Annotated in this window: 14 protein-coding genes; 7 read left to right on the top strand and 7 right to left on the bottom strand. The window is 45.4% G+C overall.

The features are described from left to right. Positions 1–91: 91 nt before the first annotated feature. The 3 genes from K5Q92_RS04315 (at position 92) to K5Q92_RS04325 (ending at position 3,352) form a co-directional block, all read left to right on the top strand. Positions 92–1,165 carry an HlyD family secretion protein gene (locus tag K5Q92_RS04315; RefSeq protein WP_220767824.1) on the top strand — a complete coding sequence of 358 codons (1,074 nt, stop codon included), beginning with the start codon at positions 92–94 and terminating at the stop codon, positions 1,163–1,165. Then, entirely contained in the window at positions 1,165–2,751 is a 1,587-nt protein-coding gene (locus tag K5Q92_RS04320; protein ID WP_220767825.1) for a DHA2 family efflux MFS transporter permease subunit, read from the top strand. The genes K5Q92_RS04315 and K5Q92_RS04320 overlap by 1 nt, the downstream gene beginning before the upstream one ends. 142 nt (positions 2,752–2,893) lie before the next feature. After that, positions 2,894–3,352, top strand: a complete 459-nt coding sequence (locus tag K5Q92_RS04325) for a GNAT family N-acetyltransferase (protein WP_220767826.1) — start codon at positions 2,894–2,896, stop codon at positions 3,350–3,352. A gap of 83 nt (positions 3,353–3,435) precedes the next feature. Here the strand turns inward: K5Q92_RS04325 and K5Q92_RS04330 are convergent, their stop codons facing one another. Further along, positions 3,436–3,681, bottom strand: coding sequence for a hypothetical protein (locus K5Q92_RS04330; protein ID WP_220767827.1), 246 nt, complete (start codon positions 3,679–3,681; stop codon positions 3,436–3,438). Between the two features lie 172 nt (positions 3,682–3,853). On the opposite strand from K5Q92_RS04330, the gene K5Q92_RS04335 reads away from it, so the two are divergent. Then, entirely contained in the window at positions 3,854–4,738 is an 885-nt protein-coding gene (locus K5Q92_RS04335; RefSeq protein WP_220767828.1) for a radical SAM protein, read from the top strand. On the opposite strand, the gene K5Q92_RS04340 is transcribed toward K5Q92_RS04335, so the two are convergent. From K5Q92_RS04340 to K5Q92_RS04355, 4 genes are all read right to left on the bottom strand, one after another. Next, positions 4,735–5,688, bottom strand: a complete 954-nt coding sequence (locus K5Q92_RS04340; RefSeq protein WP_220767829.1) for a LysR family transcriptional regulator — start codon at positions 5,686–5,688, stop codon at positions 4,735–4,737. The genes K5Q92_RS04335 and K5Q92_RS04340 overlap by 4 nt on opposite strands. Next, entirely contained in the window at positions 5,685–6,617 is a 933-nt protein-coding gene (locus K5Q92_RS04345; RefSeq protein ID WP_220767830.1) for a LysR family transcriptional regulator, read from the bottom strand. The genes K5Q92_RS04340 and K5Q92_RS04345 overlap by 4 nt, the downstream gene beginning before the upstream one ends. Positions 6,618–6,914: 297 nt before the next feature. Beyond that, positions 6,915–7,958 (bottom strand): outer membrane beta-barrel protein, encoded by a 1,044-nt coding sequence (locus K5Q92_RS04350; protein WP_220767831.1) that lies wholly within the window; start codon positions 7,956–7,958, stop codon positions 6,915–6,917. 241 nt (positions 7,959–8,199) lie between these two features. Next, positions 8,200–9,036: a mechanosensitive ion channel family protein gene (locus tag K5Q92_RS04355; RefSeq protein WP_220767832.1), complete on the bottom strand. Its 837-nt coding sequence runs from the start codon at positions 9,034–9,036 to the stop codon at positions 8,200–8,202. A 211-nt stretch (positions 9,037–9,247) separates the two neighbouring features. On the opposite strand from K5Q92_RS04355, the gene K5Q92_RS04360 reads away from it, so the two are divergent. Continuing rightward, complete coding sequence (locus K5Q92_RS04360) at positions 9,248–9,706, top strand: hypothetical protein (RefSeq protein ID WP_220767833.1); 459 nt, start codon at positions 9,248–9,250, stop codon at positions 9,704–9,706. A gap of 80 nt (positions 9,707–9,786) precedes the next feature. Here the strand turns inward: K5Q92_RS04360 and K5Q92_RS04365 are convergent, their stop codons facing one another. Then, positions 9,787–10,002, bottom strand: a complete 216-nt coding sequence (locus tag K5Q92_RS04365) for a YdcH family protein (protein ID WP_220767834.1) — start codon at positions 10,000–10,002, stop codon at positions 9,787–9,789. Between the two features lie 496 nt (positions 10,003–10,498). On the opposite strand from K5Q92_RS04365, the gene udp reads away from it, so the two are divergent. Further along, entirely contained in the window at positions 10,499–11,257 is a 759-nt protein-coding gene (gene udp / locus K5Q92_RS04370) for a uridine phosphorylase (protein ID WP_220767835.1), read from the top strand. A gap of 74 nt (positions 11,258–11,331) precedes the next feature. On the opposite strand, the gene K5Q92_RS04375 is transcribed toward udp, so the two are convergent. Next, positions 11,332–12,084, bottom strand: coding sequence for an outer membrane protein OmpK (locus tag K5Q92_RS04375; protein WP_220767836.1), 753 nt, complete (start codon positions 12,082–12,084; stop codon positions 11,332–11,334). 390 nt (positions 12,085–12,474) lie between these two features. On the opposite strand from K5Q92_RS04375, the gene K5Q92_RS04380 reads away from it, so the two are divergent. Further along, the gene (locus K5Q92_RS04380; protein WP_220767837.1) at positions 12,475–12,951 is read left to right on the top strand and encodes an NfeD family protein; all 477 of its coding nucleotides are present in this window, start codon (positions 12,475–12,477) and stop codon (positions 12,949–12,951) included. The last annotated feature ends 18 nt before the right edge of the window (positions 12,952–12,969 follow it).

Consider the following 12,969-nt stretch of genomic DNA (forward strand, 5'->3'; position numbering starts at 1 on the left):
TACACCTGTGAAACAGTGGGTAATTTTTTAGCTATCTAATAAATATACAGAGACAGTAGTAAACTATGACTCACTAATCAAGGAGTCATTCATGTCTAAAACTAAGTTATTTTTCGGGATTCCTGTTCTTATTATTGCGTTATTAACCGGCGGTTATTATTGGTGGACCCAAGTACGTAATTTTGAGTCGACAGATAATGCCTATGTCGAATCCGACATCTCTCATATCAGCGTTAAAGTTCCTGGCTATGTGACAGCCACCTTTGTTACCGATAATCAGCATGTCAAAAAAGGCCAATTATTGGCCCAATTGGAAGATAGTCAATACAGGGCTAAGGTCGCGCAAAACCAAGCCGTGCTAGCCAGTGCTAAGGCTAAGCTGCAGACACTCAATGCGCAAGTTGATCTACAACAGGCGCTTATTACTCAGGCGCAAGCTAGTGTGGTTGCGGCAGAAGCCGAGCGAGTGCGTAGTCAGCAGCAACTGACTCGAGCCTCAAAACTGAAGGCGAAGAATTACAGCTCTCAAGACGCAGTGGATGAAGCCCAAGCGGCCTTCGAGTCGGCGACGGCCCATGTAGATGAAATGCATGCGGCATTAGTGGCGAAGCAAAGAGAGCTTAAAGTCTATAACGCACAGTTAGTTGAGGCAGATTCGAGTGTTGAGCAGGCTAGAGCTGGCTTACAGTTAGCACAAATTCAACTGGCAGATACCCAAATTACCGCTCCGTTTACAGGGGTCGTCGGTAAGCGTGGTGCGCAGCAGGGCCAATATGTGCAGCCTGGACAAGCGATTTACAGTCTAGTGCCTGATGAAGCTGTGTGGATCACCGCCAATTTTAAAGAGACCCAAATTGCTAAGATGCATGCAGGGCAGAAGGTAGCGATTGAGTTAGATGCGTTTTCGGGAAAGACATTTTCTGGGGTGATTGACAGCCTCTCTCCAGCTTCGGGAGCTAAATTTAGCCTACTGCCAGCGGAAAATGCCACGGGTAACTTTACTAAGATCGTGCAGCGGATCCCTGTGAGAATTCGCCTAGATGACAATGCCGCCCAAAAGCTTGAGCAGGGCAGGATTGTGCCTGGCCTGAGTGCATTGGTGAAAGTCGATACCGCAAGCGATAGCTTAGAGTCGGCTATTGTAGCCAATAGAGTGCAACTGTAATGTCAGCTAGCCAAGTAGGGAGCGCGATACAGAATCTTGCTATGAGTCAACAGGTTGAGCCCGGTAGTCGCAGAGCTTGGATTGCGGTATTTGGCGGCTTGATTGGCGCCTTTATGGCGATCTTGGATATTCAGATCACCAATGCGTCGATGAAAGAGATCCAAGGCGGTTTAGGTGCCACGCTGGAGGAGGGCTCTTGGATCGCCACTGCCTATTTAGTGGCAGAGATGATCGCTATTCCGCTATCAGGTTGGCTCAGTAAAGGCTTAGACATACGCCGCTATATGCTGTGGAACAGCGCTATTTTCATCTTAGCATCGCTACTTTGCTCGATTGCTTGGAATTTAGAATCGATGATCGTCTTCAGGGCGATGCAGGGGTTCTTTGGTGGCGCTTTAATCCCGATGGCCTTCAGGTTGATTCTAGAATATCTTCCCGACAGCAAACGGGCGGTAGGTATGGCGCTTTTTGGCCTTACCGCCACGTTTGCCCCTTCAATTGGCCCAACTTTAGGTGGCTGGCTTACCGAGCAATTTAGTTGGCACTATCTGTTTTATATCAATGTGCCACCGGGGCTTGTGGTGATGTCGATGCTTGCCTATGGTCTGGTGAAAAAACCAATTAATTGGCCTGAACTCAAGAATGTCGATGTCAGTAGTATTATCACCATGGCATTGGGGATGGGCTGTTTAGAGGTGGTGCTAGAGGAGGGAAATCGTGAGGACTGGTTTGGTTCAGAGTTTATACGTAACCTTGCTATCGTCGCGGCGGTGAATATTGCGCTCTTTGTCTACCTGCAGTTAAAAAGAAAGGCGCCACTGGTTAATTTAAGGCTGCTGGCTAATCGTGATTTTAGCATCTCAACTATCGCTTATTTCTTGTTAGGCTTAGCACTGTTTTCATCCATCTATATGGTGCCGCTATATCTGTCACAGATCCAGGATTACAACTCGTTAGAGATAGGTGAGGTTCTGATGTGGCTGGGCTTTCCACAGCTGCTGATTTTGCCATTCATGCCGATGTTGATGCAGCGTTTCGATAATCGTTATCTCGCGGCATTTGGCTTTTTCATGTTCGGGGTAAGTTATTATATGAACAGCCATATGACTGCCGACTTTGCCGGCCCTCAGCTAATCGCCTCTATGGTGGTACGTGCTATCGGCCAACCATTTATCATGGTGCCAATTGGCATGTTGGCTACGGCTAGGCTGCAAAAGCATGAGAATGCCTCTGCATCGACGGTGTTAAACGTGGTGCGAAACCTAGGTGGCGCGGTGGGAATTGCCATGGTATCGACCCTGATCGATAACTTAGGTCGAGTTCATCTAGCCCAGATGAAAGAAACGTTGCCTGCGGTCAGTCCACTGGCAAATGATTACTTAAGCAGTACAGCAGCGATGTTGCAAGCGGCGGGGTCGAACTCGGTTACCGCGAGTCAGCAAGCATCGGCACTGCTTGGGCAGACCATGCAGCAGCAGGCGATGGTACAAGCCTATAATGACGTGTTCTTCATCATGGCGGGACTACTCATGGTGGCCGTCATTGCAGTGTTGTCGATCCGTAAGCCGATACCACAGCAGGTATAGAAAACTAGTTTCTACCCTTACTTTAATCTATGCAACCGCTGCTTTATGCGGCAGTGGTTGATTTTACGCGACTTTGGCGTAGTTATTCGCTCGGTTTAAATGCTAGACTGCGGCTCTATTGCGTTGTTTTGGAGAGCTTCCTATGCTTTGGAAATCTTTATCTTTTTCTGAACTATCACTAAATGAACTGTACGATCTGCTTAAGCTTAGGGTGGACGTATTTGTTGTTGAGCAAAACTGTGCTTATCCAGAGCTAGACGATAAAGACCGCCATAGCCAAACTCAACATCTACTTGGGCTCAATGAACAGGGGGTGATTCAGGCTTATGCGAGGGTCTTGGCCCCAGGGGTTAGCTATCCTGATGCCAGCGTTGGCCGTGTCATTGTTGCTGAGTCTGCGCGAGGTGGTGGGGTTGCTCATGTATTAATGCAAAAAGCGATAGCGATTTCTACTAAGAAATGGCCTGAGCACAATATTCAGCTAGGTGGTCAGGAACATCTGAAAGGCTTCTACCAGCAGTTAGGTTTTGAACCCGTTTCAGAGATGTATCTTGAGGATGGGATCCCCCATATCGATATGTTGCTAACTTTAAAGAGCTAGCATCGAATAACCGATACAAAAAAAGCGCACTTGAGTGCGCTTTTTTGTTGCTCAATATTTTACTTGCGGAAGTTTCAAGTAAATTATGCCCTTAACTTCACATCGGGTGAGTAGTCAACGTCACCATTTTTACTGATCACAGCCAGAGTCTTATTCTGCATAATAAAGGCTTGCGGTCCTGATGGCAGCTGGCGGACAAACAGCAAGCGGAAGCCAAACTTATGTAGATCATATAGGGCAATCTTCTGCTCAGCACTCATGGCGTCCCAATGAACGTCATGATGGCGTGGAGCCTTTCGCTTCTCTTTAGATTGTAATGCAATTAGCATATTCTTCTCTCTATAGGCAGCGTGTTAATCCAGTAGTGATTAAGTATACAACCGCCGGCTAATATGACTAGTTTTTATCCGGTAAATAATGAGCCAGTTCAATAAACATCTATTTTTGTGAGAAAAAGTGTTCAACTTTTTTTCGTGTGGTTAACGTATTAAGGAGAATGCGGTGCTCAACTATATCGAACCAGTATTTCGTCCGCCATCGGAGTGGAAATCTCTTATTCTGCAGGTAACCAACGGCTGTAGCTGGAATCAGTGTAGCTTTTGCGACATGTATACCCAGCCCCAGAAACGATTTCGAGCACAGAAAGCGGACAAGATAGAGCAAGATCTTATTGAGGTTGCTAACTCGAGTGCACATATATCACGAGTGTTTTTAGCCGATGGCGATGCCATGACACTCCCCTTTGCACGTCTTGAGGCGATCTGCCTATTGATAAAAAAGTATCTGCCCAACGTGACTCGAATAAGCAGTTATTGCCTGCCACGTAACATCAATAATAAGTCCCCTGAGCAGTTGCAACGTTTAAGAGAGCTAGGCCTAAGCTTGCTTTATATTGGCTGTGAGAGTGGCGATGATGAGGTGTTGGGGCGGATCCAAAAAGGGGAGACCTATGCTTCGTCATTAGCAGCACTACAGAAAATAAAAGCCGCTGGCATTAAAGCCTCAGTGATGATCTTAAATGGGTTAGGTGGAGTAGAACTGTCCAAGCAGCATGCCAAGAACTCTGCCAAGCTGATGAATGCCGCGCAGCCTGAATATCTATCGACCTTAGTGGTTACCTTGCCACTCGGGACGCAGAGAATGGACGAGGCTTTTGATGGCGGTTTTCAGCTGCCGGATCAGGCACAACTGTTTGAAGAGATGCATATTTTACTGAGCGAGCTTGAGCTGAATAAAACCGTATTTCGCTCCGATCATGCCTCTAATTACTTGGTGCTAAAAGGCGTACTGGGTAAAGACAAGCAAGCTCTGATTGCTCAGGTAGAAGCAGCAATGAACACGCCGGAGCAAATTCAGTTACGGCAGGAGTGGCAAAGAGGGCTTTAATTGCTGAGAGTTATCTGCGGCGATGACTCTTTTTTTTGCAGGCTAACAATATCCAAGCATTGATCTTTAAACCACTGGATTAATGGGTCTTTGTGTACTCTTGCGTGCCAGTAGAGGGTGCTGTCTAGCTGAGGTAACTCGGTGAGCACAACTCCCTTTAATTGTGCTTGCCACCTAGCAGAATTAAGAACGCGTTGAGGCAAAAAGCCAACGTGCTTTCCTGCAAGCAGTCCTTGTAGCAGCACTAGAAATGAGCCTGTAGCAAAGGTGATTTTACGCTGTAGTTGGTGTTGTAATGCTAGTTGAGTGACCTCGAACTCGACTAAGTTGGAGGCGGAGTACTCCGCTGTATCATAAGCGAAAATGTCTGCCAACGTTGGCTGGGCAATTTGGGCTAAGGGATGCTTGAGGCTATAAGCAGCGCAGTAATTGTCGGTACTGATATGGCGGCCATGAATATTTGCTGGTGGGGTGTCTGTACCTGCGCCAGCGATATCAATATCGCCAGATTCTAGGAGTGAAAAGACATCTCTGGGCTTGTGCACAAACTCAAGCTCTACATTGGGCGCAAAAGCGAGGATCCTGTCTAGCATCATTGGGATCATAGTCTGGGTGAGATCATCCATAAATGCGATGCGGATAACCCCGTGGCTTTCCATTGGATCGAAGGCCGTCTGCGAGATCAGTCGGTCACTCATCTGCAGCCATTCGGTGAGTGAGCGATATAATCTCAGCGCCTTGCTGGTGGCACGAATACCTTGCCCCTGCTTTACAAACAGCGGGTCATCGAACATATTACGCAGCTTTTTTAAGTTTTGGCTCATAGCTGGCTGTGATATGTCGAGTCTGTCTGCACTCTTAGATACGCTTTGCTCTTCAATCAGAATAGCTAGACTCAGTAATAAGTTGAGATCGCACTGTTGAATAATCTTTAAGTCTGTTGGATTCATAAGGCTTGTGCTAAAGGAAAGTGTTTATGAAAAAGCGTGACTAACTGACTTCTAAACCACTGCTGTAGCTCTGGCGCTCGCTGGTGGCGATCCCAGCAAATTTTAAGTTCTAGATTGATGGGCGAGCCGAGCCATTCAAAACCTTTCGTCTCATGCTCTGGTAAAATCTCCATGGCGAAATGAGGCAGTAAGGTAACGGTGTTATTGGTTTGCAGTGCATAAAGCAGCGTGCTTAAAGAGTTAGTTGTCAAAGCGTATGCCGCATCGAGTATATCGAGGTGCTTAAGTGCTTCAATTGACTGTAGCTGATTATGCTCTTGAAATTGATAGCGTAATAGCTTGATAGCATCTTTATGGGCGTGAAGATTTTGTTTGTTGGTCACTTTGTGGGTGACCATTTGCCATGGGGCTATACCTATGGGTTCACTGACAATTGGGCTTGGCACATTATCGTAGAAGCCGATAACTGCATCAACTTGTCCTCGTCTGAGTAACTGAAAACCATTGGCGTTTTGTGAAATATACTCCAGCTCTATTCCAGGCGCTTTTTCGCTCATCAGCTCGATTAACGGGGTGATAATTAGCTGAGCCGTCACATCACTCATAATAAAGCGTATTCTCCCCTGAGCTGTTTTGGGGCTGAAGTGTTCGGCTTCTAAGATGCGAGCGGTTTTATCGAGCAGAGGCGTTAATTCTAATGCAATGGCTTGAGCCTTGTTGGTTAAGGTCATACCGTTGTTGCTCTTAAGCAGTAGGGGATCGTTAAACATAAGGCGTAAGCGTTTTAGCATCTGGCTCATCGCCGATTGTGACAGCCCGAGCTGCTTAGCGGCATTGGAAACATGGGCCTCATTAAGCAGTACCGCAAGGGCCAGCAATAGGTTTAAATCGCAATTTTTCAGTCGTTCAAGATTGAGCTGAGTTAGCATTATGTTACCTAGCCTCCATTAACATGACTATAAATGATAAAAATCAGCTTGAATAGGCTATGTTTACATGAATCAGTGTAAAGCGAGGGGGGAAAGCCATCCTTGGCTTTTTCTATCCCTGTGGTCACCCTTAGTTAAGGGCGACAGATCCTGTGTATGTCCTTAGTGTGAGTAGCAATGACGGTCCTTGCCAGAGCTACTCTCAGCCCCTTAAATCGGTAAGATTTATATGGGATCCTAGCGTATCGTTTCGCCATCCTAGCGGTGTCGGGTCCTTAATAGTGATACAAAACTTTGTTACTGGGCGACTAGCACTTTTTCTTGGCTAGTTAGCGTCACGACGACGCGGCGCTCTAAAGCACGATCTTTACGTAAATTAGCGTGAGCATCTTGCTCGCCAACGGCTTGAGTGTCGATCTTCTTCACTTCTACACCGTGTGAAACTAAGTAAGCTTCTACATGCTGTACGCGTTTTTCAGATAGCTTAAGGTTGTATTGGCTATCACCTTGGTTATCAGATTGACCGTTTAGCAAGATAACGTCTTGCTCTTTGCTCTTTGAAAGCTGAATAACCTGATCTAGCTTAGCCTTGGCAGTGCTAGTTAGCTCTGATGAGTCGAAGCCAAATAGAACGGCTACACTGCTTTTTTCGGTATGAATTTCATACTTAGGCTCAGGCTTTGGCTCTGGACGAGGCATAGGCTTAGTCTGCTTTTCAATAACGGCTGGTAGCACAACGGCTGTCGCTGTCGCAGGCTTCACACCGAAACGGTAAGTTAGCTGTAGACCCACTGTCTGTGCATCCATGTTTGCCGTGTTCCATGCGGTTTCATCGATACCGGCAAAGCGGCGGTACTTAGCTGAGATCGCTAAAGAGTCAGTGATGTTGTAGCCCACACCTGCGCCAAAGTATGCGGCGGTATCGGTAGCACTAACATATTTATTCGCACTCATCTGGTGCGCTAGGTGGTATTGATAAGCACCCGCTTCACCAGTTAAGAACCACTTTTCATTTAGAGGTAGTGTACCCACAGCACCCAGTGTAAATCCGTCGACATCGATAGATTGGCTACCGTCTAGGCCGCCCCACATGTGAGTGTCGTCGTTGGTGCCGAGATCTTGCCAACCCGCTTCGAAGGCCAAGTATTTGTTTAGTTGATAACCCACTAGGGCATTCCAAGCTAAATCGCTGTCATCGCCTAGGTGGCTAGCGGCGTCAACTGACTCATAGTTGCTTTGACCGGCACCAGCACCTATGTACCAAGTGTTATCGATATCGGCTGCATTGGCGTAACCACATGTACTCATTAATGCGAGTGCAATTAGTGTCTTGTTCATCATGTTATCTCCAGTGAGTTTTAATTCGTCTCTCATTTCAATGGAGCGCATTTTGAGGGATTGGCTAAATTAGAGCGATAGAGTAAATGCAATAATGATTATTTGATTTGCTTATGGGTAAGCCGTGACTAAAGGCTGAAAATCACAAAAATACGGGTGTGGTGACTTTTCCCATAAGTAATTTGGATGATGAAAAATAGCAATAGATAGCGGCGCATATGACACCGCTATAGGATTTATTAACTTAAGGCTGCTGAATATGTATCTGCTTAACAGGGCAAGGGATCTCGATATCGGCCTCTTTAAGGGCTTTAAAGAGCGCAGCGTTAGTTTGGTATTTGTCTTGGTAATAACTTTGGGTCGCCACCCAATAGCGAACACCTATCTCAATACCAATACTGTTAAAGTCATTTACGCCCACTTGGGCCTTATCACCCTGATAAACGACTGAGCTGTCACTCAAGACTTTAGCGAGTAAGGTTATGACCTGCTGGGGATCGGCCTGATAACTGATATTTAATTTGGTTTCGACCAGCTTATTGGCAAAAGAGTTATGTAAGATCTCACCGACAATATGTTTATTGGGAATGTTGATCTCTTCACCCTCTTCGTTGGTTAACACCGTCATACCAAGATGAATGTCTTTAACTAAGCCGCCGACACCTTTAACTTCGATGGTATTACCTACTATAAAGGGACGAGTCACAATAATGGTAATTCCGGCAGCATAGTTAGATAGCATTCCCTGCAAGGCTAAACCAGCACCAAGAGAGGCTGCACCGATTGCGGCAACCATAGGAGTGACACTAATACCTAACTTGCCTAAGGCTATCACTGCCACCATCAGTATGATTAAGATACGGACGAAGTTACTGGTAAAATTACTTAGGGTGATATCGATTTCATGCTTTTCGAAAATTCGAGTGACTAGGTTGGCGGCTTTAGAGGCTAGCCACAAACCAATTAAGAAGATGATGATGGCACCAAGAATACTAAAGCTATACTGCACCAAAAATTCAGTTATTGCGGTATAGGCGTTTTGCAGCTGCGCGATCTCTTGGTCTAATCCTTGCTCATTCATTTTTGTATCCTTCTGGCAACCTTTACCGATTAGCTTACTGAAAATACACTAGTTTGTAACTTATATTTTATATGTGTATTGCTAGAGAAGGGGTTTGTTTTGGTGTGCAGACGCTTTGCGTGAAGAGGATCATGATTTGCCGCGAAGTTTACTGTTGGTCTTTAAAGAATAGGTTACTCTTTTTGTTAATACTAATTAGCCGAGTCCAATTATGAGAGCCGTTATTTTTGTTTTATCTAGCCTATTTGCCACGTCGGTTTGGGCAAGCACCTATCAAGTTGGCGACCAAATTATTGATATTAAGTTGCAGGATCAACATGAAGCGCAATATCAGGTCGATAGCAGCACAACTCGGGTTTTATTTAGTCGTAGTATGGACGGCGGAACCGTTATCCAAGAGGCGCTAGAGGCTGAGCCTGAATTGGTGAAAGATAGCGGTCTGATTTATGTGGCGGACATCAGTGGCATGCCATCTTTGATTGCACGTTTTGTCGCTTTACCTCAGTTTAAAAAGTTTCCATATAGAGTGGCGCTGGATAACGAAGGTGAATTAACTAAGCCTTTGCCTGCGCAAAAGGATCAAGCGACCTTGGTTGAGCTTAATAATAACCAGATAACTAAGATTGCCTTCTATGAGACAGCCGATGCGCTGTTAGCAGACTTAAAATAGCATCACCTGCTCTATGAGTGTATAAACACATTTAGAAGATAAAAAAGGGCGCTCAGCGCCCTTTTTATCTTCTAACTGCTTTAAGCCGAGTGCCTCTTCAAAATATCGTAGATCTCTTCTTTTAAATGTAGCTTCTTTAGCTTGAGTTCATGCAGCTCTGAGGTGTAGTCGCTAGCGATGTTTTTCTCCAGATTCTTTATCTCCTCATCGAGTTCGTTATGCTTGTGAAACTTCTTCTGAAAATGGCTATCAGATGTTTTTAGTTGGCTGATAAGTTCTCTGTATTCTGGAAACATGCAGGCGTCCTTTTTAGCGGTTTTTTTGCGGATAGTTCATTTGGTACAGTTTTAAACTACCGCGATTACTCCCTGCTAAATGTGATATCGATCAAATTGTGAGCGATTAGAAATGCACGTTGGAGCAGGAGATGTTTTTGCCGTGATGTCCCATAAATAAGCTTCAGCAATAAGCCCTGAAAACTTGTGTTCCTAGCGCAACGGCTTTGCTTGAGGGAGCTAGCTAAACTGTTGCTAATCTGTAACTTATTTCTTGTCAGCTAGAGTCTAGGAACTTAGTGTTATTGTTGATCAAACCTCACCTTTCATGGCTGGCAGTATGCCTAGTAACTGCTATATTCTAGCTCAGAGTCTAAGTTGATTTAGTAACTAGATTACGACAAATCATTTACTCTTGGCGGGTAAAGTGTGATCGACTTAACCTTTTTAGCGCCAAGACTAGGTTAAAGTCGCTTCAATTAGATTTATAAATTCAAAAATGAAAGGGGTTTTCACGATGTCTGATGTATTTCATTTAGGCTTAACTAAAGAGATGTTAGATGGTGCTAGTTTAGCGATCGTGCCAGGCGATCCTGAGCGCGTTAAGCGTATTGCCGAGTTGATGGAGAATGCGACATTTTTAGCGAGTCACCGTGAATATACCAGCTACTTGGCATATATCGAGGGTAAGCCTGTTGTCGTTTGTTCAACGGGTATTGGTGGTCCATCGACATCGATCGCCATTGAGGAGCTAGCCCAGCTTGGTGTACGTACTTTCCTCCGAGTCGGTACCACTGGTGCGATTCAGTCACATGTGAATGTGGGCGATGTGATTGTGACTCAAGCGTCGGTGCGTTTAGATGGAGCAAGCCTGCACTTTGCGCCGATGGAGTACCCAGCGGTAGCAAACTTTGAATGTACAACGGCTATGGTTGAGGCGAGCCGCGAAGCGGGTCTTGAGCCACATATTGGTATTACAGCTTCATCAGATACCTTCTACCCAGGCCAAGAGCGGTACGATACCGTTTCGGGTCGTGTCACCCGTCAGTTCAAGGGCTCAATGCAAGAGTGGCAAGACTTAGGTGTGCTTAACTACGAGATGGAGTCTTCGACGCTCTTTACCATGTGTGCTTCACAGGGATGGCGCGCAGCATGCGTTGCCGGCGTGATTGTTAATCGTACTCAACAAGAGATCCCAGATGAAGCGACAATGAAGAAAACCGAAGTCAGTGCGGTTTCTATCGTTGTGGCAGCGGCTAAAAAGTTACTTGTATAAACGTTATTTAGGATGGGTCACAATCCCAATAAAAAAGGCGCCGATGGCGCCTTTTTTGTTTACTGTGACCTGTGCTAGAAGTGGTACTTAGCGATCACCGAGTAAGTGTTCTGATCGATACCATCGACACCGTATTTGTTTTTCCAGTAATCATATTCGATACCGACAAATAGCTTGTTTTTCTGATGCTCGCCTAGTACCACCGCACCTAAGTCATACTTAAGTTGTGGGTTGAAGTGGAAGTTAGTCTCGTAAGCTGCGTCATCAGCTGCAAATACCCAGTCAATGAAACCGTCGAAGACGATATTCGAGTTACCGACAGGGAAATCCATTCTAAATGCGGGCGTTAACTGCCAACCATCACTGATGTTATCGCTGCTGATTGCGTGTCGACGATAGGTATTAAGCTGGAAGTAGCTAAAGTATGGGATCTTGATATCCATACCGACACCGTACAGGAAGCTCTTTACTGGGCCTTCACCCTCTTCAAGTGTGAGTGCTAGCGATAGATCGGTTACAGGGCCAAAACCTACTGTTTTACCTAAAATTTTACCAGCACTAAAGCGAGTAGAGATCTCACCATAGGTGGTGTTGTCTTTGCTGACATTTGAGCCGTTAAAGTAAGTCACGTCTTGGAAGGCAAACCAGTCGCCATATTTCCAATCACCAGCGGTTTCAAAGGTTAAGGTTGTCTGTTTTTCTGAAGGCGCGAGGTCGTAGTTTTCACCATATAGCGCAGTGACACTCACATCCCACCAGTTAACCATATTGTCAGCCATTGCCGTTGGGCTGACTAGCAAAGCCAAACAAAGTAATTTTTTGTTCATCGTAAAACCTTTTATTTTTATAGGAGCTTAGGGCGCAGTAAGTTATTAAATAATAAACGTGAGTTTTGCTGGCGGGGAATATAGGCGGAAAGTGAACAATGTTCAAAGGTTTTGTCATTCTTTTTTAGCTTGATAGTATAGGGCGCTTATAAGTTGTTGATAGTTTATCTGTTAGTCTTGGGGCGTGGTGGTTCGCAATTGTTTTTAAATGCGAATTTACCTGCAGATGTGGCGCATTTTTATCGTCGGGAAATTGATGCTCACCCCGTCAAGCTAACAATTCTATTATGTGTAGGGCTCGTTATCTTAACTATTGGTTGACATAATATGTCGCATAAAACCTGTGCAACTGATATAGTCATCTGAGGCTCTTTCATTTCAGGGGGAAATATGGAGTTTTCAAATCCGATAATAATTTGGGCATGTATTGGGGTTATCCTCATGCTGGCGGAGATCATTTTACCGGGTGGTATTGTGATCCTTTTAGGCACAGCTTGCCTTGTTGTTGCAGGTGCCTTGGCTATCGGTTTAGTGGAAGGCATAGTACAAAGCTTAACACTCTGGTTTATTGCCTCAATGGTGTTACTGTTACTCTTTCGTCAAGTCACACAAAAGTTGGTCGGCGGTGATGCTCATGTCGGTAATACCGATGAAGAACTCGACATTTACGGTCAACTAGCAGTCGTCAAACAAACCATAGGTCCGGCGCAAAAGATGGGACGGATTGAATTTCAAGGCTGTGAATGGTCGGCATTGGGAGATGGTAGCGAGATTGCTGCAGGATCTCAGGTTAGGATTATCTGCAGAGATAATATTGCGTTAGTGGTTGAGCCTATCAAGGCTGAAGAGCACTTCGTAGAAAAGTAATTGGTTTAAGTAAGGAAG

This window comes from Shewanella sp. MBTL60-007 (assembly GCF_019654915.1).
GTDB lineage: Bacteria > Pseudomonadota > Gammaproteobacteria > Enterobacterales > Shewanellaceae > Shewanella.

Bases quoted from the DNA above. Each gene is read 5' to 3' on its own strand.
- K5Q92_RS04380 (WP_220767837.1), top strand. From the start codon at position 12,475: ATGGAGTTTTCAAATCCGATAATAATTTGGGCATGTATTGGGGTTATC.
- K5Q92_RS04315 (WP_220767824.1), top strand. From the start codon at position 92: ATGTCTAAAACTAAGTTATTTTTCGGGATTCCTGTTCTTATTATTGCG.
- K5Q92_RS04355 (WP_220767832.1), bottom strand. From the start codon at position 9,036: ATGAATGAGCAAGGATTAGACCAAGAGATCGCGCAGCTGCAAAACGCC.
- K5Q92_RS04360 (WP_220767833.1), top strand. From the start codon at position 9,248: ATGAGAGCCGTTATTTTTGTTTTATCTAGCCTATTTGCCACGTCGGTT.
- K5Q92_RS04365 (WP_220767834.1), bottom strand. From the start codon at position 10,002: ATGTTTCCAGAATACAGAGAACTTATCAGCCAACTAAAAACATCTGAT.
- K5Q92_RS04375 (WP_220767836.1), bottom strand. From the start codon at position 12,084: ATGAACAAAAAATTACTTTGTTTGGCTTTGCTAGTCAGCCCAACGGCA.
- K5Q92_RS04345 (WP_220767830.1), bottom strand. From the start codon at position 6,617: ATGCTAACTCAGCTCAATCTTGAACGACTGAAAAATTGCGATTTAAAC.
- K5Q92_RS04320 (WP_220767825.1), top strand. From the start codon at position 1,165: ATGTCAGCTAGCCAAGTAGGGAGCGCGATACAGAATCTTGCTATGAGT.
- K5Q92_RS04340 (WP_220767829.1), bottom strand. From the start codon at position 5,688: ATGAATCCAACAGACTTAAAGATTATTCAACAGTGCGATCTCAACTTA.
- K5Q92_RS04325 (WP_220767826.1), top strand. From the start codon at position 2,894: ATGCTTTGGAAATCTTTATCTTTTTCTGAACTATCACTAAATGAACTG.
- udp (WP_220767835.1), top strand. From the start codon at position 10,499: ATGTCTGATGTATTTCATTTAGGCTTAACTAAAGAGATGTTAGATGGT.
- K5Q92_RS04350 (WP_220767831.1), bottom strand. From the start codon at position 7,958: ATGATGAACAAGACACTAATTGCACTCGCATTAATGAGTACATGTGGT.
- K5Q92_RS04330 (WP_220767827.1), bottom strand. From the start codon at position 3,681: ATGCTAATTGCATTACAATCTAAAGAGAAGCGAAAGGCTCCACGCCAT.